Below are 21,404 nucleotides of genomic sequence, written 5' to 3' on the forward strand. Positions count from 1 at the left end.
TTAAGTCATGGGAATTTTTGATAGCTTATATACAGGAGTTAGCGGTATTAGAGCTGCTGAACTTCAAATTAACACAACAGGTAATAATATCTCTAATGCAAATGCGGTGTTTTATACTAGACAAAGAGCTGTGCAAAGTTCGGGCATGTCTCTTGATAGAGGTGGCTTACACCTAGGAACAGGTACGCAAATTGATACTATTAAAAGATTACATGATGAGCATTCTTATTATGAGTTAAAAAACGCTACCACCCAGCAAAACTATACAAATTACTTAGGACAAATTTTACAAGAAGCAAGCCAAAGATTTCCTGATATGCAAGGAACTGGTATTTTACAAGATTATAAAAACTACTATGATGCGTGGAATAACTTTGCTTCTAATCCAAGTGATGGAGCAAGTAAAATAGATCTTGTTAATAGCGCAAATACATTAACTCAAAACATACAAAAAACCTTACAAGATCTTAATAAAATGCAACAAACTGTCAATGAGCAAATCAAACAAACTGTAGATGAAATTAACAACATTGGTCAAGAAATTGCAAATATTAACAAACAACTTGAAAATGAAGAAGTTTTACCTACCGATAATGCAAATCAATTAAGAGATAAAAGAGATGAGCTTGAACTTAGACTTTCAAAATTAGTCAATGCAGTAGCTTGGAAAGGAACAAGCTCTCAAGATAGCACTTTAGAATCTACCATGACTGATTCTGGAAGATACTATGATTTAAGCATTCAAGGCTTTAGTATAGTCAATGGCTCTAGCTTTCACCCTTTAAAACTAGACAATAACAACCCTAATGGTTTTTATCAAATTTATTATGAAGTAAATGATGAAAACCGCTATGATTTAACAAGCAAAATTTCAGGCGGACAGCTTGGAGCTCAACTTGATCTTAGAGGTAGAAATTATGATGGTAATCATGATACTTATAGCGATGGAAAATTACAAGAGTATAAAGATATGCTCAATACCTTTACAAAAACACTTATAACTCAAACTAATAATGTCTATGCTCAAGCAGCTACAGATAGAGTCAATTCAGATGATTTAAAAGGTTTAAAACCTGATACTTCTTTAATGAGTTATGACAAAAATATTCAAGCAGGAAGCTTTGACATTACAATTTATGATGAAAAAGGTAATGCAGTAGCCACAAGAACTATAAAAATTGATGTTAATACTACTATAGAAGATGTCGTCAAACAAATCAATGCAGATATAGATGATAACAAAGATGGTGTTGGTGGTAATGATTTAAATGATTATTTTCAAGCTTTTTATCATTATGATGGACAAAGTGATAGTGGAAATTTCCAAATCAATGGCTTAAAAAAAGGTTATAAAATAGCTTTTAAAGACAATGGCACAAATTTCCCAGGTGCTTTAAATGTATCTTCATTTTTTAATGGTCAAGATGCAAGCAATATCAATGTAAATTCAAGCATTAGAAATGACCCAAATAGCCTAAAAGCAAGCTCAAATGGAGTTGACGGGAATAATGATGTAGCAAATGCTATGTTACAACTTCAAAATCAAAAAGTAAATTTTTATAATAAAGATGGTACAGTAGATACTATGACTTTAGATGGATATTATAGAAAATTTACAGGTCAAATTGCTTCAGATGCTGAAAGTAATAGCTTTGCACATGCAACTAATATGACAGTATTTAATACAGCTTATGCAGAATATCAATCAAAAAGTGGTGTAAATACTAATGAAGAATTAGCAGCACTCATACAATATCAAGCAAGTTATGGCGCTGCAGCTAAAATCGTAACCACCGTTGATCAAATGCTTGAAACCTTGCTTGGTTTAAAATCTTAATGCAAATTAAAGCTCTTTTAGATGAAGCAATTTTAAACAAAAACACTCAAAAAGAGCTTTTTTCTCATCCTGATCCTTTGCAAATTGCAAGTGTTTATAAAGATGAAAATATAGCCTTGCTTTGTGCTTTATTTGCTTATGGAAATGCTAAAAATATTGTAAGTTTTTTAAATAAACTTGATTTTTCCTTGCTTGAAAGAAATGATGAAGTTATTAAAAAAGAATGTAAAAATCTAAAATACCGCTTTCAAAACTCTCAAGATATAGCTCAAATTTTCATCACACTCAAACGCTTAAAAAATGAAGATAGCATAGAAAATATTTTTACCAAGGCTTATCAAAAAGATCAAGATATCACACATGCAATAAAAACTTTCATAGAAACAATTTATAAACTTAATCCTTATAAAAGTTATGGTTATGAGTTTTTCTTTTCGAAAGAATTTCGCATTCCAAAAAGTCCTTTAAAAAGATACAATATGTATCTTAGGTGGATGGTGAGAAAAGATGAGTTAGATTTAGGTTTGTTTAAAAATATAGACAAAAAAGACTTACTCATACCCCTAGATACCCACACTCATAAAGTTTCATTAAAACTTAAGCTTTTAAAGCGTAAGATTTATGATTTTAAAAGTGTTTTAGAACTTACGCAAAGTCTTAAAAAATTCGATCCTATTGATCCTATAAAATATGATTTTGCTCTTTATAGAATCGGACAAAACAAGGAAAGCTTATGGAGCTTGAATTAACTTATTATGTGATTTTATTTTTTGTTGCAGCTTTTGCAGGTTGTGTTGATGCGATTGTAGGTGGTGGTGGACTTATTACCATACCTGCTTTATTTGCTTGTGGAATTCCTCCTCATTTAGCCCTAGCTACTAATAAACTCCAAAGCACTTTTGGCTCACTCACCGCAGTTTTAGCTTATAGAAAATCTATGCATATAGAGAAGATAGCTTTAGGAATTGTATTTACTGCTATTGGTGCAGCCATTGGAACTTATGCGGTTTTATTAATAGATCAAAATGCTGTCAAAATCATTGTATTAATTTGTCTTATTTTGATCTTTTTATATACTATTTTCAAACCTGATTTAGGCCATGTACATAATAAAGCTAAAATGAGCACCACAAGTTTTCAAATCACTTTTGGTTTATTACTTGGCTTTTACGATGGCTTTTTAGGACCTGGAACAGGGTCTTTTTGGATTTTTACTTGCGTGATATTTCTTGGTTTTAGTATGAAAAATGCAAGCATTAATACCAAAATATTAAATTTCACTAGCAATATAGTAGCCTTAGGAGTATTTTTATACTCTTATGAGGTACTTTGGAAAGTTGGTATTTTAATGGGTATAGGCCAAATTTTAGGGGCTTTTATAGGCTCAAAACTAGTCTTAAAAACACAAGGAACTTTTATCAAAAAACTCTTTTTAACTATGGTTGCTTTAACTATAGCTAAGGTTGCTTATGATTATCTTGCTTAAATTCCTTGACTAATTTGCCACATAGGTAAAAACACACCCAAGGCTAAAACTAAAATCAAACTCGCCATAAAAATTGTCATTAAAGGTTCTAAAATAACCAAAAGTCTTTGGGTGTAATTTTCTTTTTTATATTCATAAAATAAAGCAAGCTCATAAGTACTTTCATCTAACCTAGCGCTTTTTAAAGCTAAATTTAACATTCTTATCACAAAAGGATCAAAAAGCTTTATTTCGAAAAAAGCTTGAGCTAAATCAAGTCCTGATTCAAATGAAGTCTTTACAATAAGCATTTTATTTTTAAAGAATTGATTTTCTATACCTTCACAAGCAAGCTCAAAAGCTCTTTTTATATCCACCCCTGCTTTTAATAAATACGAAAAAATCAAGAAAAAACAAAATTTATCTTGATAAAATATTATTTTTCCAAAAACAGGAAAATGAAAAAGAATTTTATGAAAAAACAAAGATTTTCTAAAAGAATATAAAAGTATTATAAAAATTCCTGCGCTCAATAAAATAAATACATAAAAATGTTTAAAAAAATCTCCTACAATAAAAAGAATTTGAGTAATTTTTGGCAAATCTAATTCAAACTGCAAAAATAAAGTTTTAAATTCAGGCAAAACCAAAATCATCAGCACAAAAAAAGCTAAAATAATACATATAAAAACGAAAAGCGGATAAGTTATAGCCTTTTTAAACTGCTTAAAACTATGAAGGTTTTTTTCTTTTAATTCAATGATAATCTCAAAAGCCTTATATAAATCCTCCTTACCATCACAAATTTTTAAAATAGCGCATTCTCTAGAATTTAAAATATCTCTAAAAACTTCATTATAAGAACTTCCATTTTTGAGTTTATTATAAATTACACTAAATATCTTGGTTATACACATATCATGATTTGATCTTGCAAACTCTAAAATAGCCTCTTGCAAGCTTAATCCCGCTTTTAAAACCATATATAAATCTTTAAGGATAAAAATAAGCTCTTCTTCTTTAATTTTATGTTTTATTACTCCAAAATACTCTTCAACACTAATAATATTTTCAAATGATTTTTGCGCAAGATTTCTAGCTTCATATAAATTTTTAGCTTTAATTATACATTGTTTTTGTTCTTGATTTAAAATGTAAAAAATTATAAATTTTTTCAAAAACTAATCTTTCTTAACTCATCTATACTTGTTAAACCAAGCTTAACTTTTTCCAAAGCATCCATGCCTAAAGTTAAAAAACCTTTTTTTAAAGCATAAGTTAAAATATTTTCATAATTTGCATTATTTTCTATCATACTTTTTAAATTGCGATCTAAAAATAAAAACTCAGCCACCATTAAACGCCCTTTATATCCACTATACATACACTTAGAGCAACCTTTTGCTTTATAAAGTTTTCCTTCAAAAACTTGATTTTGAAAATGAAATTTTTCATCACTAGCTTCTTTACATTCGCATAGCTTTCTTACCAAGCGTTGGGCTATGATCAAATTAAACGCATAAGCTATTAAATATTCTTTTGCACCCATGTGCTTCATTCTAAAAATAGCTTCTATAGCACCATTAGTATGCAAGGTACTCAAAACTAAATGTCCACTTAAAGAAGCTTTTAAAACTATATCCAAACTCTCATCATCTCTAATTTCACCTACCATAATCACATCAGGATCTTGCCTTAAAACCGCTCTTAAAGCTTTATGAAAATCAAAGCCGGTTTTAGAATTTAACAAAATTTGCTGAGCATGTTTAAGTTTGTATTCTATAGGATCTTCCAGAGTAATAATTTTTTTATTTTGATCAATCTCGCTTAAAATAGCATGCATAAAAGTGCTTTTACCACTTCCTGTTGGTCCACAAAATAAAATCAAACCATAGGGTGCATTCATATATGTTTTTAACGAATTTAAATTTTCTTCTTTAATAAAAAGTCTATCAAGTTTTAAAACATGCTCATCTTGTTTCAAAATCCTAAGCACTGCACTTTGTCCAAACAACAAAGGCATGATTGAAACTCTAAAATCATATTTTTGCTCTAAAATAATCTTAGAAAAACTCCCATCTTGAGCTTGTCTTTGCTCAGCTACATTAAGCAAGGCAATGATTTTTATATGCATTAATAAAGCCTGATAAGAACCTGCATCAAGACTATGGATATATTTTAATTCTCCATCTATTCTAAATCTTATCAAAACTTCATTTTCCAAAGGCTCCAAATGAATATCACTTGCTCTTAAAAAACAAGCATAAGTTAAAATTAAATTCAAAAACTGCTCTAATAAAAACTCATCTTTATTTTCATCACTTGTCAAATTAAGCTCTAATTTATCAAGATAGTTTTGAAAACAAATTAAAAATTTAATTCTTTCTAACAAGAATTTAAATTGTGTAAAGTCACAAAGAAAAATTTTAATCATCTTTAGGCGGTATAAATTTTGTATTTTTTCTAAAATACTCTCATCTAAAGGTTTAGAAGAAGCTATATGAATATTTTCATCATCTTCATAAAAACAAAAAATATTATATTGCTCTATTAAAGAAAAAGGTAAAACATGAAGATACTTTTCTATTTTGAGAGTTTGATCTAAATCTAAAATTTCTAATTTATACTCTAAAGCCAATTCTTGTAAAGTAAATTTATCTAAAGTTTTTATTACTTTTGTGTCATTCAAAATAATTTCCTAAAAGTTTTTCATACTCTTCTTTAGCTCTTAAAGCATCTTCATGTTTTCCAAGTTTTAATTTAGCATTAATAAAAACCAGCCATGCTTCTTTTTCTAACAACTCAAATTCATTTGCCTCAACAGCCCAAAAGATAGCCTTTTGATAATCTTTGATTTGATAGAAATACTTAGCTAAATTTAAAGCATTTTCATAACTTGGGTGATTAATAAATTTTTCATAGAATACATTTTGCTCAAAACTTTCATTTTGAATATTTATTGCATTTAAAAAAGACAAACAAATTAAAAAATTAAAACATATCATCTTCATGTTCAAAACCTAATTCTTTTAAACTTAATACTTTTTTATCAGCTCTTATTAGACTTGGCTTGATAATAAAAACTATTTCGCTAATATCTTCTAAATTTTGCTTTCCTTGAAATAATACTCCAAAAAGCGGTATTTTAGATAAAGCACTTACTTCATTATGATTACTAATCGTATTTTTACTAATCAATCCACCTAAAATTAAAGTTTGTCCATCATCAACTTCAACTACAGTAGAAAGCTTTTTTTGTATGGTATCTGGTGCTATATTTCTTGGTTTATTTTGCCTATAATTATCAACACTATATTTAAAATCACTCAAACTAGGATTAATTCTAAGCATAATTTTGTGATCATCTGAAATTTCAGGCAAAATATTTAGTAAAATTCCTACAAAAATAGAATAATTATTATAAGTTTCACTAATGATCGTACCATTTTCAGTACCCTTAGAACTTTCTTTTACTTGATAATTAATCGTATCGCCTATGGATATAATAGCTTGTTGATTATTAAGTGCCATGAGCTTGGGATTTGAAAGCACAGTGGTTTTGCCGTTTTCTTGTAATAAATTTAAAATAGCCTTAGTTTCAACATTGGCTTTAAGATTGATATTTCTAACACCACCTTTATTGATTATAAAATCATTATCATCACCATTAAGTTTAAAAGCAAGCTCTTGCCAATTAATCCCGCTTGAATGACTTTTATTTAAATGTACCGCAACTATACTTACATCAATTAAAACTTGCTTTTTAAGTCTTTTATTTAAATCTTTTAAATATTTTTCAACCCTTGCAAGCTCATACAAAGTAGCATTTAAAGTAATAATCCCTGCATTAGTATTAATAATAGGCTTAGTTGTATTTTCATCCAATAAAGCTTGTATTTCTTCTGAAATTTTTTCCCAAAAATCAAATTTATCTGTGCTAATAACTAGATTATCTGCTTCTTTAGTACTATCATAATCGCCTTGTTTAGGTCTTGAATCCACTGAAGCTTTAGTAATACTTTGTCCTTCTCTAATAGAGCTTATATAATGCACTTTAAAAGTTTTAACTTGTCTTCCATAAATTTTTAAAATATTTTTTTCATACTCATAAGCAAGATTATTTTCCTTTAATAAAAGTTTAAAAATTTCTCTTAAAGACATTTTTCTTATGTGTAAATAATTTTGAGTATGATTTAACTTTTCTCTAGCTAATAAATCTTTTATTATAATGCTAAAACCACATTCTCTACCAAGTTCATTTAAAATTTCAATCAAAGAAGTTTTATTTTCTACGCTTATATCAAAAAAGCGTTGATGACACTGTGAAGCAAAAACATTTGTAAAAGTTAAAATACTAATAAATAAAAATATTATTTTTTTCATACAATTTTAAAACCATGATTTTTTCTTCCTTTATCAATATAACTTGAGAATTTTTTATCTCAACAATTTTAAAACCTTCAATATCATCATTTAAAGCATACCATTTATCATTAATCTTAACTTTATTAGAAACAATAGCTTGCAAAGAAAAATCAGATTTTATATTTATAGTTTTTTGAAAAAAAGGATCTTGAATCAAAGAAAAATCAACATTATTACAGCTTTGATTCAAAAATGGATACTTAGCGCCAAAAGCACTAAGCACCCATAAACTCACAAGTAAAAATCGAAGCAAATTTTAGTTTTCATTACTAAAATCAGCACTTGCTAGACGTTTAAGTTGTCTATAACGGCGTTGTGCTTCTGCTTTATTTTTTTCAAACAATTCTTTTGCTTGCTCAGGATTTGATTTTTTAAGTGAACTATAACGCACTTCATTCATTAAAAAGCTTTCATACAAATCCCAATCAGGCTCTTTAGAAGAAATTGTTAAAGGATTTTTACCTTCAGCTTCTAAACGCGGATCATAAATATAAGTTGGCCAATATCCACATTTTGTAGCAAGTTCTGCTTGATTTCCTGAATTTCCAAGTCCGCCTTTAATACCATGAGCTATACAAGGAGAATAAGCGATAATCAAAGAAGGCCCATCATAAGCTTCTGCTGCTATTATTGCTTTTAACAATTGCGCATAATTTGCATTAGAATTTACTTGAGCTACAAAAATATAACCATAAGTCATAGCAATTTGACCTAGATCTTTTTTCTGTACTGGCTTACCTGCTGCAGCAAACTGCGCTACTGAACCTGTTCTTGAAGATTTTGAACTTTGACCACCTGTATTAGAGTAAACTTCAGTATCAAGCACTAAAATGTTAACATTTTCACCACTTGCTAAAACATGATCAAGCCCACCATAACCTATATCATAAGCCCAACCATCACCACCAAAAATCCAATGTGATTTTTTACTCAAATAGCTTTTAAGCTCCAAAATATCATTTACAGTTTTAATCTGTTTATTTTCTTCTAATAATGGAACTAATTTATCTCTTAGTTCTAAAGAAGCTTTAGAATCTTCTTTATTTGCAATCCATTCTTTATATAATGCAGAAAGTGCATTAGGAACTTCTTGCATACTTTCACTCATGATTTGCTCTATTTTATGTCTTGTTGTTTCAGTTGCTATTTTCATACCAAGACCAAATTCAGCATTATCTTCAAATAAAGAATTACCCCAAGCAGGCCCATGACCATTTTTATTACTTTTTCTATATGGAGTTGAAGGAGCTGAACCACCATAAATAGAACTACAACCCGTTGCATTAGCAATAATCATTCTTTCACCAAATAATCTAGTAATTAAAGTGATATAAGGAGTTTCCCCGCACCCTGGACATGCACCATGGAACTCAAATAAAGGTTGTGCAAATTGAATACCTTTTGCATTTTCTCTATTTAAGATATTATCTTTGTAGCTTACTTTTTTGAATAAATAATCTGCATTTTCTTGCTCACCATGATCAAGCTCTTCGCCTAGTGGCACCATTACTAAAGATTTTTCTTTAGTAGGACACTCATGCACACAAAGCTCACAACCTGTACAATCAAGTGGTGAAACTTGAATTTTGAAATTTAATTTTTGCTCTTTTACACCTTTTGCATTTAAGCTATGTTCTTTTACACCTACTGGAGCTTTTTCTAATTCTTTTTCATCTATTAAAAATGGTCTAATAACTGCATGTGGACATACTGAAGCACATTGATTACACTGAATACAATTAGTTTCTATCCATCTTGGCACCATAACACCAACGCCTCTTTTTTCATACTCAGTAGTACCATGCTCAAAACTACCATCTTCATAGCCCAAAAATGCCGAAACTGGTAAATCATCACCCTTAGCCGCATTCATAGGTTTTGCGATTTTTTCAACAAACTCAGTGCCTTTATAAGCTATAGTTTCTTCTTTTGCTTCATCGGCTAAATTTACCCAAGAAGGATCAATATCAACTTTTACAAGTCCATCTGCACCTACATCAATAGCTTTGTAATTCATCTCAACTATAGCATCGCCTTTTTTCCCATATGATTTATAAGCTAATTCTTTCATATATTTTTGCGCATCTTCAAAAGGAATGATATTAGCAAGCTTGAAAAATGCTGATTGCATGATTGTATTTGTTCTACTACCTAGTCCTATTTCCCTAGCAAGTTTTGTAGCATTAATGATATAAAAATTAATTTCTTTTTGTGCCAAAACTCTTTTTACTGCATTTGGAATTTTTTTAATAGTCTCTTGCGCACTCCAAATACTATTTAAAAGGAAAGTTCCACCTTTTCTAATACCTGCTAAAACATCATAAATTTCTAAATAAGCAGCAACTGAACACGCTACAAAATGCGGCGTAGAAACTAAGTAAGTTGAAGTGATAGGTTTTTTAGAAAATCTTAAATGGCTTCTTGTATAACCACCTGATTTTTTAGAATCATAAGCAAAATAAGCTTGCGCATAAAAGTCTGTTTTATCCCCTATGATTTTAATAGAGTTTTTATTTGCTCCTACAGTACCATCAGCACCAAGTCCATAGAATAAGCACTCTATAGTACTTTCATCGCCTAAAGAAATTTTTTCTCCCACAGGCAATGAAGTAAAGGTTACATCATCATTAATTCCTATAGTAAAACCATCTTTTGGATTTGCTTGATTTAGATTTTCAAAAACTGCTATTAACTGAGCAGGATCAACATCTTTTGAAGAAAGCCCGTATCTACCACCAACGATTAAAGGTGCTTTTTCTTTTCCATAATATGCACTTTTTAAATCCAAATAAAGTGGCTCACCTAAACTTCCTGGCTCTTTAGTTCTATCTAAAACAGCTATTTTTTCAACACTTTGAGGCATTACATCAAATAAATATTTTAAACTAAACGGTCTATATAAATGAACTTTTAAAACCCCTACTTTTTCGCCTTTACTGTTTAGATGATCTACAACTTCTTTTAAAGCTTCGGTTACTGAACCCATTGCTACTACAATGCGTGTTGCATTTTTATCCCCATAATACACAAAAGGCTTGTATTCCCTTCCTGTGATTTTTGAAATTTCTTGCATATATTCATTAACAATATCAGGAATAGCTTCATAGTATTTATTTGCCAACTCTCTTGTTTGAAAATAAATATCATCATTTTGAGCCGTGCCTCTTGTTTTTGGATTTTCTGGATTTAGACAGGAATTTCTGAATTCTAACAAAGCCTCACGGTCAAGCAAACGATCAAAATGCGCATAATCCATTACTTCGATTTTTTGAATTTCATGGCTTGTTCTAAAACCATCAAAAAAATGCATAAAAGGCACTCTACCTTTAATAGCTGCTAGATGCGCAACACCTGCTAAATCCATACTTTCTTGCACAGAGTGTGAGCAAAGCATAGCAAAGCCTGTTTGTCTTGCAGCATAAACATCTTGATGATCTCCAAAAATAGATAATGCTTGAGAAGCTAAAGCCCTAGCTGCCACATGGATAACCCCAGGTAAAAGCTGACCTGCGATTTTATACATATTTGGTATTTTTAATAAAAGCCCTTGAGATGCTGTATAAGTAGTAGTTAAAGCACCTGCTTGTAAAGAACCATGAACTGTCCCTGCTGCTCCTGCTTCACTTTGCATTTCTACGACTTTAACCGGTACTCCAAAAAGATTTTTTTTACCCTGAGAAGCCCATATGTCAGTATAATCTGCCATAGGAGAGCTTGGGGTAATAGGATAAATTCCAGCAACCTCTGTGAATGCATAGGCAGCATAAGCTGCCGCTTCGTTACCATCCATCGTTTTCATTATTTTACTCATTTAATTATCCTTATAATTAAAATAATTACTTAAAATCAATAGCTACTTTATCTTTAATTGTCTTAAACAATGATAAAAAATTTTTATATTTAGGTATATAAAGCTTGAATGTGAAGTTATCGGATATTTTTTATATGTTTTATAGCCTCATAGGTGTTTTCAAAAAGTGGAATTTTAAATTTAGCTAAGCTTTCTCTGCTTTCATAACCACTACTTACTGCTATGGGTTTAATACCTGCATTACAAGCTGCTTGAATATCTAAATGAGTATCTCCGATCATAAATGCATTTTCTTTGCTTTTAGATAATTTTTCTAAAGCTAATAAAATAGGTTCAGCATTTGGTTTTGGGTAAGTTACATCATCTCTACCTATGATAACTTTAAAGTATTTTCCTATACCCAAATGATCAAGCAAAGGTTTGGAAAATTTAGAGCTTTTAGTTGTTACAACGGCTAAATCAGCAAATAAACTAGCCTCGCATACACTTTCTTTTGCCAAAGAAAGCAAAGAAGTTTGTTCTATATAGATTTTTTGATATACACTTCTATAAGCATTAATATACTCACTTGTTTTTTCTTTTGGCACTCCAAGTTTTTCAAAAGCTACATCTAAAGGAAAGCCTATTAAAGCTTTAATGGCTTCATGATCTCTTAAAGGCTCACCAAAAGCTTTAAAAGCAGCATCAAAACCATCTAAAATGGCACTTGTAGAGTCTATCAAAGTGCCATCTAAGTCAAGTAAAATCGTCTTTTTCAACAAAGCTTATTCTTTAATGAAAAATTTTGCTTCCACACGTCTATTTTGCGCACGGCCTTCTTTAGTATCATTGCTTGCTTTTGGCTTATCAAAACCATAGCCTTTAGTTGCAATTTTTTCTTTAGTGACACCTGTTTTTTCAAGTTCTTTTGCAACTGCCTTAGCACGCTCTAATGATAATTTTTGATTATAAGCTTTAGGGCCTATGTTATCTGTATGACCTTCTAAAATAGTATAATATTGAGAATTTTCCTCTAAAACCTTACCTACTTCTTGAATTTTTTGCGCAAACTCAGGATTTATATCAGTCTGATCAAATCCAAAATGCCCTTCGAGCGCTATTGTTTTTTCACAACCTATATGATCAAGCAAAGCACCTTTTCTTGGTTCTGGACATGAATTATCAATTTGTATTGTTTGTGTTTTTTCTTCGATTTGTTTAGTTGTGGTTTGAGGAGTTTTTGGAGCTTTATTGCCAAAATAAAAACTCAAACCAACACTAGAAATCAAATTATGCTCACCATTATTGAATTTAATTTGATCTCTTGCTTCAAGTCTTAAAGCCAAATCTTCTCCAAGTGCAAATTTAAAACCCGCACCATATTGAGCAAACATACCACTTTTATTTTCATAAGCTCCATGGCTTAAATACTCATAACCTGTTCCTAACAAACCATATAAATATACATGATTAGCTAAATCAATTCCTTTAATGGCATTCACATAAAACCTTGAAACACTAGTATCTGTGTGTGTATTATCGTTTGGATTATTGTATTTTGCATTATCATAATATTCTAAACCAAGCTCAGCTTGATCTATCCATAAATCATCATAATGATAACCAAATCTTAAACCCACTCCGCCATAATTTTTAAGATCTAAATTTCCTTCTGGTGTTGTATAGTTAAAGGTTGGAGTGATTTCTATTTTACTAGTATCAAAAGCAAATAAAGCACTAGCTAAACTAACTAAGCTTATAATTTTTTTCATAAACTATCCTTAAAAATTAAAATAAATGGGATATATTATATAAAAAGAATATTAAAATAAAATAAGCCCCTTTGGGTAAGGGGCTTAAATTTACTACAAAAAGGAGGTTTCCCTGATCGGACTTTGAAATTATAAAAGTTTATTCTAAACAAAAAATCCTTTGATTTTAAACAAAATAAAAATATATAAAAAAATGTGATTTTAAAAAATAAAAGAGAGAGTGGATCCAAAAAATGGATCCAAAAAATTAACGTTTAGAGAATTGTGGGCTTCTTCTTGCTTTTCTGCGACCGTATTTTTTACGTTCAACAGTTCTACTATCTCTAGTAAGAAGTCCTTTTGGTTTTAATAATGCTCTAAAATCTGCATCCATAGCAGCTAAAGCTCTTGAAATACCATGTCTTAAAGCTTCAGCTTGAGCGCTGTAGCCACCGCCTAAAGTTGTTGCTTTAATGTCCATAGAAGTTTCTTGTTTAGTTACTAATAAAGGCTGAACTACTTTTAATTTTATAGCTTCATGTCCGCCAAGCCAAGTGTTTAAATCCATACCATTAACGATGATTTTACCACTACCAGCTTTTACCCAAACTTTAGCTACAGCGGTTTTTCTTTTACCTGTTGCGTATGTTGTTGCCATGATTATTTTCCTTTATTAGCAATTTGAGCAGTATGAGGATGTTCGCTACCTGCATAAATTTTTAATTTTTTAAGCATAGCTCTACCTAGGTTTGTTTTAGGTAGCATACCACGAACTGCTAATTTATATAATTTAACTGGATTTTTTTCTAATAAATCACCAAATTTTTCACTTTTTACGCTTCCAAAATACCCTGAATGTCTGTGGTATAGTTTATCTTCTGCTTTATTTGCACCTGTGAAAACTGCTTTAGAAGCATTGATAATGATTACATAATCTCCACAATCAACATTTGGAGTATAGCAAGGTTTATTTTTACCTCTTAAAATAGTCGCTACTTCTGTTAAAAGACGACCAAAACGCTTTCCTTCAGCGTCTAAAACGATCCATTCGCGTTTTACTTCGTTTGGCTTTGTTATCTTTGTCATCATCTTACCTTTGCCAAAAATTTTTTTAAAAATGAGATTATAATTATTTTAGCTTAATTAATACTTAATTTAAGAATATTTAAAGCTTTTGTTGTCCTAAAATCCAAAAATACATATCCATAATTTTCATATCCGGATAGTATATATCTTCATTGAATTTTAATTTTATTTTTGGAAATTCAAAGTTACTTTTACATCTATCTATCAAGTCTACAATTCCTTTATAGCTATTTTCACCATAACTTATCGATATCTCATTGCTATTTTTACTATTGTATTGTCTTAAACCATTTGTAAAAAATCTATCGTAAGCAGGAGTACAGCCAAAAATTCCTAACAAAATTTTTGTGATCAGTGTATTGCTAATTTTGTTTTTATTATTTTTATCTTCTTTATTATTTTTATAGGGTGATAATTTTCTTTCTATAATTTCATTTGCTTTGATTATTTGACTCCAATCATGCTTATCCCATAAATCAATAACCAACAACTCTTCTAACATTGTTTTATATATTTTATAATCATGGCGCAATAAAAAAGAAGAACCCCTATACATACCCCAACTAGCTAAATAAAAAGATAACATCAAAGAAGCATAATCATAATCTATATCTTTCCTATAGATATAAAAATATTCATAGCAATGCTCCCAAGATAAATATCGATGATTATCTGTTTCTTTTGTTTGATTATGAAAAGATAAAACATTATTATAAAATTGTTTTTCATCTATACTACGCATATATTACCTCCACTTTATTTTTTAAAATATACACCAAAAAAGCCTTAGTGGAAGTCTTGGCTAAGATTTTTTCTATGGCTTCTTTGTAAAGTAAAACTTGCTTCTTATGCTCGCTTAAATTTAAGCCTGTTTTATAGTCTATAATGATAGCTTCATTATCATCAAATGCAAGCATATCAAGTTGTTTTTGTTCGCCTTTATAAGTGATGATTTGCTCTTTTAGTAGCTTTTTACCCACTAAAAGCGCGTTAAAGCTCTCATCTTTTAAAAGCATAGTAAGTCTTTTAAAAAGCTCATTAAAAGCTTCATCATCTAAGTAAAAACGATATTTTTTATACACCATTTGCTTGCAAAATTCAAAATTACTTTTAGTGTTAAAATCAAAATATTGCAAAAACTCATGCAAAGCCAAGCCAAAATGTATTTGCGTGCTTGAAAGATGACTTTTTGCTTTAACTTCTTGCAAATTTACCTTTTGAAATTCTTCGAAGTTTTCTATTTGTTCTAAATTTTCTAAAGGCTCTTTTGTTTTTGAAAGCTGTTCTTCTATAATGCCTATTTGCTTTTCCTCGTAGTCTTGAAAATAACTCTTAAAGGTTTTAAAACTCTCATCGTTTTTTATGATAAAAAGAGAATTTTTAGCTCTAGTAAGCGCTACATATAGACAATTTATCTCATCTTCTGCTTGAAGTTTTTCTCTTTTAGCCAAAAAGGTATTGTAATTTTCATCTTCAAGATATTTTCTAGCACTATGCCTGTATTTTACTTCCCAACCTTGCTCTAAATCATACTCAAACATTAAAGTTTCATTATCCGGAGCTTTTTTACTAAGTCTATCAAGTACGATTAAATTTTCAAATTCAAGCCCCTTAGACTTATGCACGGTCATAATACTTACTCCATCATCTTGAGCTTGTAAAGACTTCAACTCGCATGGAGCAAATAAAAAATCAAAAAAATTATCAAAAGTACTTGCATACTCTAAATATGTGATGAGATTAACATCACTTAAGTCAAGTTTTAAAACATGTACTAAGTATTTTAAAATCTCACCTACACTGCGGTTTAAATCAAGCGTTATAAACTCAAGCTCTTTTTCTAAAATACTACTTGCAAAGTACAAACTAAACTCATCTTTAAGTACACAAGCCTTTGCATACTCAAAAAGCACTCTTACGCTAATACAATCCATCAAAGCTACATTGCTTTGCGTATAAGCTTTAATGTCATTTTCTTCAAGAAATTCTTTCATTAAAGTAGCATCTTTATTAATCCACACCAAAATGCAAATTTCACTAAGCTTTATACCTTTTTCTAAAAGCTTTTGGATGATTTTTAAAACTTCTTTACCACTTGCTTCATGCAAAGAACTTTTTGGCGGGATATGATTTTGTAAAACTTCCACATATCCACCATCTTTAACGCTTTTTTGCAAAGTAAAGCTAGGATTTAAAAAGCTATCAAAAAATTTATCTTTAAAGACTTCATTTACATAATCAACAATAATCTTTTTACTGCGATAATTAGTATCTAAATGCTCTAATTTAATTTGTGGAAAATCTTTTAAAAGCTTATCAAAAAGCTCTTTTTTACCCCCTCTAAAACCATATATGCTTTGCTTTTTATCCCCCACATAAAAAAAGCTTCTGTTTTTTTTCACTCCCTCGCCTGAAACAAGCTCAGCAATGATGGGTTTTAAAATTTGATACTGCAAAACATTAGTATCTTGAAATTCATCAATTAATAAATGCGAAATATAACCATCAAGTCTAAAATAAATCAAATCTTTATTAGTCTCATCACTAATTAACTCATGAGTTTTTAAAGCTATATCTGAAAAAGTCAATGCATTTTGCTTGGTATTATTTTCATTTTTTGCTTCTTTAAAATGCTTCAAAAGCTTTGCAAGCATACTAATGCGATAATTTTCCATTTGAGTAAAATACTCTTTTGCGCTTTGTAAAAACTCTGCTCTTTTTTGTAAAAATTCACTATCGATGACTTTTACAAAATACTTTTTATCTAAATCACAAATAATAGGTTTAGTAAAGAAATCTTCTGTGTTTTCAAATTCAAAATTTTTTTGATAGTTTTTATCTGTGCTTAAATTTCTTGCATAAGTTATAAACTCACTTAAGCTTTTTTCTAAAAAAGTTTTATTTGGAAAATGTGCATTTTGTATAGATTTTATCTCACAAGATCTTTCATACAAACTTTCAAGATTTTGCAAAAAATCACTTTTACTTTTTGTTTGGACAATGTAATAAGCTAAAGCTCTTAATTCTTCTTCGTCTAATTTAGAAATGAAATTTTTATAACTATCTTGACTTTCTATAATGTCAAAATCACTCATAAGACCTAAATTTAAAGCAAAAGAACGAATGATTTGTGAAAAAAAGCTGTCAAAAGTGTAGATATTAAGCTTAGATCTTAAAAATTCCTCTTTATATTTTTCTCTTAAAGCTATAAGCTCATCTTTGCTTTTACCTAGCATTTTCATAAGCTCATTACACTCTGCTTTATTCTCTCCATTTTCAAGCACATCAAATTCTAAAAAGGTTTTAAAAACTCTTTCTTTCATTTCGCTTGTAGCTTTATTAGTAAAAGTAAGGGCTAAAATTTCATTAATCTTAGCTCCCATTAAAACCAAAGCTATAAAACGCACACTTAATGCAAAAGTTTTCCCACTTCCTGCACTAGCTTCTAAAGCTAAAAAAGGCTCAAAATGATAACTCAAAGTTTAAACTCCTTTTTATAAAGCATGGTATAAGGGCTGTAAGTATTGTCGTTTTTTTGATTAAAAAATTCTTTTTCCAAAGGTTCTTTAGCAAGTTCATTAAGTAAATCTTTCAGTTCTTGTACGCTCTTACTTTTAGCATTTTCATGTATGATTTTGATATTTTTTAGATCATAAAAACAAGCTTTTGTATTTAATAAGGTATTTTGATTTTCTAATAAAAACTTATAAAAAGCAAGTTGATAAGACTTTTCATCTGCTTTGCCACTTTTATAATCTATAATCAATCTTTCATTGCCATTATTATCTACTCTATCTAAAAAGCCTATGGCATGAATTTTCACTCCATTTTCTGTGATAAATTCTTTTCTTGGTGGATTAAATTCACATTTTTCCACCACATAACCTTGCTTAAAATGCTCATTTTCAAGTGTTTGAAATTCTTTAAATATAGTTTGTATTAAAGCTAAATTTAGCGCATCAACTCGGTATTGTTTAATGCTTTTTACTACTTGCATAAAAACTTCATAATCAAAATGATTTTTAGATTTTTGTGTATAATAAAGTTCTAAAGCCTTATGAATAAAACTCCCCAACTCATTTGCTCTAAGTGTATCATCTAAAGTCTTTGGCTCTTTTAATCTTAAAACATACTTATAATAATAATCCAAACCATAATACACAAGAAGATGAAATCTTGAAAAAGAAAGATCGCTTTGAAAATAATCATGTTTTGCTTTAATACTTACAATAGGTTCAAGATTAAAAGCACATGGATAAGTTTGAAAATACTTCACATAAGCATTATTGCTATAAGTTTTATCTTCATAAAGTGGAAGTTCAAGTTCATTTAAAAATCTTGATTTGATTTTTTCTTCATTTTCCACATAAGAAATTCCAACTAATTTTGCCTTGGCTATTAAAGTATAATAATAATGTCTTTGTAAATTTTCTCTTTGAGCATGAGTGATAAGTCCTGCTTTTTTGCGAATTTCATTGTTTAAAAATAATTCACTTGAAACTCTTTTTGGGATAAACTCATCATTAAAATCAACTATAATTACCCCATCATATCTAAGCCCCCTACTTTCTAAAAGCCCCATTACAGTAACTTCACCACCACCAACACTACTTAATTTTATACCATCAATTTGCATAAAAAATAATTCTAAAATTTGCACAAAGCTTAACTTGTGTGTTTTTACAAGCTCTTTGATAAAAATAAGCTCTTGATATATATAATTTTTTAATTCCTCTTCACTATCTTCTAGCAAATTAAAAATAAAATTCTCAAAAAAATCATAAGAAATATTTTCATCAAAAAGCTTTTTAAACTCTATAAAATCAACGTTAGAAGAAAAAAAGTGTAAATTGCACAAATGTTTGTTTAAATTACACCTTTCATAAAATTCTTCATTTTCTTCATACTCAAACTCATCATCTTTAGCACTTTCATATAAAGTCTTTAATCTATGATAAAAAAGTGTGTTTTTAATACTCTCTCCGCTTGCATAGTTTAAAACATTGTTTTTATCATAAAGTCTTAAAATATCTACAAAATTCTCATCAGGAGTAATCACTACAATATCTTTTGCACTTATACCAGATTTTAAAAAAGAATTAATTTTTTCAAAAACAAAAGCAGCTTGTAAAGATCTTAAATGAAAACTTTTATAACAAATTTTACTTTCTTTAAAAAAGCACTTTTCTTTTAAAATTGTTTTTTGATTTACATCAAACAAATAAGCATGATTTTCCTTAAGATAAAGTCCTTGTAAAAAGCTAAGAGTATTTAAAAAATCTTTATTAAATTTAGTGCAATTAAACTGCACTTTAAGAGGAAGTATTTCCTTAACTTTTAACAAAAGCTCTACTTCAAAGGCATTTAAAAAACCTTGAAAATCAAAAATAATCTCATCATAATTTTTTAAAAAATCGCTATTAATTTCATAATCTAGTGGCAAAGAAATATCATCATATAAATTTTGCTCTTTTAATAAAGTAAGATAATTTTTAAAAAGTTCTTCTAAAATTTGCAAATGCTCTTCATACTGAGCATAAGCATCATGAAATTTTAATGAGTTGATATCTTTTTTTTCTAAACTAAGCTCTTTAAAAAAACTAAATAAATAAGCATTGTTTTTTAAGAAAGCAAAAAAATTACTCGATATTTTTAAACTTTGCTCTAAATTTTTAGTTTGCTCGCAAGCCTTTTTCATCAAAAGCAAACATTCATAATGAGTTGCTTGAAAATGTGGAGAAAAAACTAATTTTTGCATAAATTCGGCTATACTCATAGCCGGTTCTACTAAACTATCAATCTGTAGTTTTTTCTCATAATACTTTCTTAAAGCTCTTAGTGAGCTAAAAACAAAAAGCTTCATTATTTAGTTTGTAAAAAGAATTTAAAAAATCCTACACTATTTTCATCTTGAGTGATTTTTAAAAGTATTTGCCAAACACCTTTTTCTTTGATATTAAAATCAAATACCAAATCACTTCCTTCTAATTTAGCTTGTAAATTCTCATCATTTACATTTGTATGTGGGCGTGAAAGTAAAGTTTGGATTTGAAGCTTACTTAAGTCATAATCTTTTAAATTTTCAATAGCAATTCTAAGCTCATTTTGCCCTTCATTGATATAATAAACTTGATTTTTCTTATGCATAAAGCTTTCTTTATCTTTAATGCTTAGCTTAAAATTTTCATCAAAAGTCTTTTGTCTGTTTTGAATTTCATTATAATTTAACTCTACATTTTGATAAGAATCAAAATAAAAATTATCTTCATACACAGGGGCTTTGCTTGCAATAAAAATCGTAGCAATACAAGCTACAACAATAAGCCCTAAAGAAATCAAAATGCCATAAGGCCAAAATGTTTTTTGATTTTGCATTTATCTTCTCCTTTTGATTTTTCTTTGAACTAGCATTAAAATTGCGACACATAAAAAGCCATAAATTAAAATTCTCATAATATTTAAAGTATCACGATTTGAATTTCCATAAAAAGGTTTTATATTAAAATGATTTGCCACTTGATCGGCAATATCTGCATAACCATTTAAAATAGCAGCATTGTAAATGTCTTTTTGTTTAGGATTTGCAAGTATAGGTAAAATCGTTCCTTTTTCAGGATAAGGACTTAAGACACCTTCTTTATCAAAATACTTCATAGCATCATCACTTGCAAGTATATCTACCTTATGTGAAGCTTTAGAAAATACAAGCAAAATATATGGCTTACTCAAATTGGCTTCATAATTTTTTAAACTTTCAAAATCTTTTTTATCACTTAATGCTAAAGCGATATTTACTCCAGTTAACTCACGAATTTGTTTAGAACTTGAAGTGATATTTTGCTCTATTGCAGTGTTTAAGATGTTATCATTTAACAATATTTCAGCATGTAAGAAATTAGCAAAACAAATAAAAATGGCGGTTAAAAAACCGCCTTTAAATGTATTTTTCATCCTATAAAAAGATGATTTACAGTTAAAACTGACCAAGCAGTAATTCCTGCTGCTATAACTAAGCCAGCTATGATTAAGTATTCAAGAACTTTTGCCATG

19 protein-coding genes are annotated in these 21,404 nt (G+C 29.2%); 3 read left to right on the forward strand and 16 right to left on the reverse strand.

The window, feature by feature from the left end:
• Positions 1 to 7 precede the first annotated feature (7 nt).
• From flgK to L8X40_RS00210, 3 genes are read left to right on the forward strand one after another with little or no spacing between them, the layout of a single operon-like run.
• A complete protein-coding gene (gene flgK, locus L8X40_RS00200; protein WP_214099933.1) occupies positions 8 to 1,837 on the forward strand; it encodes a flagellar hook-associated protein FlgK in 1,830 nt (609 codons plus the stop codon).
• Positions 1,837 to 2,586 carry a TIGR02757 family protein gene (locus tag L8X40_RS00205; protein WP_263667048.1) on the forward strand — a complete coding sequence of 250 codons (750 nt, stop codon included), beginning with the start codon at positions 1,837 to 1,839 and terminating at the stop codon, positions 2,584 to 2,586. The genes flgK and L8X40_RS00205 overlap by 1 nt, the downstream gene beginning before the upstream one ends.
• The gene (locus tag L8X40_RS00210; RefSeq protein ID WP_263667049.1) at positions 2,571 to 3,323 is read left to right on the forward strand and encodes a TSUP family transporter; all 753 of its coding nucleotides are present in this window, start codon (positions 2,571 to 2,573) and stop codon (positions 3,321 to 3,323) included. Before L8X40_RS00205 ends, L8X40_RS00210 begins: the two co-directional genes overlap by 16 nt.
• Here L8X40_RS00210 and L8X40_RS00215 read toward each other — a convergent pair.
• From L8X40_RS00215 to L8X40_RS00290, 16 genes are all read right to left on the reverse strand, one after another.
• On the reverse strand, positions 3,320 to 4,480 hold the full coding sequence (locus L8X40_RS00215) for a type II secretion system F family protein (RefSeq protein ID WP_263667050.1): 1,161 nt from the start codon (positions 4,478 to 4,480) through the stop codon (positions 3,320 to 3,322). The two genes, L8X40_RS00210 and L8X40_RS00215, sit on opposite strands and share 4 nt — an antisense overlap.
• Complete coding sequence (locus tag L8X40_RS00220; RefSeq protein ID WP_261529492.1) at positions 4,477 to 5,991, reverse strand: GspE/PulE family protein; 1,515 nt, start codon at positions 5,989 to 5,991, stop codon at positions 4,477 to 4,479. Before L8X40_RS00220 ends, L8X40_RS00215 begins: the two co-directional genes overlap by 4 nt.
• Entirely contained in the window at positions 5,984 to 6,313 is a 330-nt protein-coding gene (locus tag L8X40_RS00225; RefSeq protein ID WP_261529498.1) for a hypothetical protein, read from the reverse strand. Before L8X40_RS00225 ends, L8X40_RS00220 begins: the two co-directional genes overlap by 8 nt.
• Positions 6,294 to 7,685, reverse strand: a complete 1,392-nt coding sequence (gene mshL, locus L8X40_RS00230; protein ID WP_263667052.1) for a pilus (MSHA type) biogenesis protein MshL — start codon at positions 7,683 to 7,685, stop codon at positions 6,294 to 6,296. The genes L8X40_RS00225 and mshL overlap by 20 nt, the downstream gene beginning before the upstream one ends.
• Positions 7,657 to 7,980, reverse strand: a complete 324-nt coding sequence (locus tag L8X40_RS00235; protein ID WP_087700440.1) for a hypothetical protein — start codon at positions 7,978 to 7,980, stop codon at positions 7,657 to 7,659. The genes mshL and L8X40_RS00235 overlap by 29 nt, the downstream gene beginning before the upstream one ends.
• A gap of 3 nt (positions 7,981 to 7,983) precedes the next feature.
• A complete protein-coding gene (nifJ, locus tag L8X40_RS00240; RefSeq protein ID WP_263667053.1) occupies positions 7,984 to 11,538 on the reverse strand; it encodes a pyruvate:ferredoxin (flavodoxin) oxidoreductase in 3,555 nt (1,184 codons plus the stop codon).
• Positions 11,539 to 11,654: 116 nt separating this feature from the next.
• Complete coding sequence (locus tag L8X40_RS00245) at positions 11,655 to 12,296, reverse strand: HAD family hydrolase (protein ID WP_263667054.1); 642 nt, start codon at positions 12,294 to 12,296, stop codon at positions 11,655 to 11,657.
• 6 nt (positions 12,297 to 12,302) lie between these two features.
• Positions 12,303 to 13,289, reverse strand: coding sequence for an OmpA family protein (locus L8X40_RS00250; protein WP_263667055.1), 987 nt, complete (start codon positions 13,287 to 13,289; stop codon positions 12,303 to 12,305).
• 247 nt (positions 13,290 to 13,536) lie between these two features.
• Positions 13,537 to 13,926, reverse strand: a complete 390-nt coding sequence (gene rpsI / locus L8X40_RS00255) for a 30S ribosomal protein S9 (RefSeq protein WP_039617655.1) — start codon at positions 13,924 to 13,926, stop codon at positions 13,537 to 13,539.
• Between the two features lie 2 nt (positions 13,927 to 13,928).
• Positions 13,929 to 14,354, reverse strand: a complete 426-nt coding sequence (rplM, locus tag L8X40_RS00260; RefSeq protein WP_039617653.1) for a 50S ribosomal protein L13 — start codon at positions 14,352 to 14,354, stop codon at positions 13,929 to 13,931.
• 79 nt (positions 14,355 to 14,433) lie between these two features.
• Entirely contained in the window at positions 14,434 to 15,096 is a 663-nt protein-coding gene (locus L8X40_RS00265) for a hypothetical protein (RefSeq protein WP_087700434.1), read from the reverse strand.
• A complete protein-coding gene (locus L8X40_RS00270) occupies positions 15,089 to 17,833 on the reverse strand; it encodes a RecB-like helicase (RefSeq protein WP_214135705.1) in 2,745 nt (914 codons plus the stop codon). The genes L8X40_RS00265 and L8X40_RS00270 overlap by 8 nt, the downstream gene beginning before the upstream one ends.
• On the reverse strand, positions 17,830 to 20,217 hold the full coding sequence (locus tag L8X40_RS00275; RefSeq protein ID WP_263667056.1) for a PD-(D/E)XK nuclease family protein: 2,388 nt from the start codon (positions 20,215 to 20,217) through the stop codon (positions 17,830 to 17,832). Before L8X40_RS00275 ends, L8X40_RS00270 begins: the two co-directional genes overlap by 4 nt.
• On the reverse strand, positions 20,217 to 20,729 hold the full coding sequence (locus L8X40_RS00280) for a FixH family protein (RefSeq protein WP_263667057.1): 513 nt from the start codon (positions 20,727 to 20,729) through the stop codon (positions 20,217 to 20,219). The genes L8X40_RS00275 and L8X40_RS00280 overlap by 1 nt, the downstream gene beginning before the upstream one ends.
• A complete protein-coding gene (locus L8X40_RS00285; protein WP_263667058.1) occupies positions 20,730 to 21,305 on the reverse strand; it encodes a hypothetical protein in 576 nt (191 codons plus the stop codon). It abuts the gene before it with no gap.
• Positions 21,302 to 21,403, reverse strand: coding sequence for a hypothetical protein (locus L8X40_RS00290; protein ID WP_087700424.1), 102 nt, complete (start codon positions 21,401 to 21,403; stop codon positions 21,302 to 21,304). The genes L8X40_RS00285 and L8X40_RS00290 overlap by 4 nt, the downstream gene beginning before the upstream one ends.
• Position 21,404 lies beyond the last annotated feature (1 nt).

The organism is Campylobacter sp. CNRCH_2013_0855 (genome assembly GCF_025773025.1).
In the GTDB taxonomy this organism is placed as follows: domain Bacteria; phylum Campylobacterota; class Campylobacteria; order Campylobacterales; family Campylobacteraceae; genus Campylobacter_D; species Campylobacter_D jejuni_C.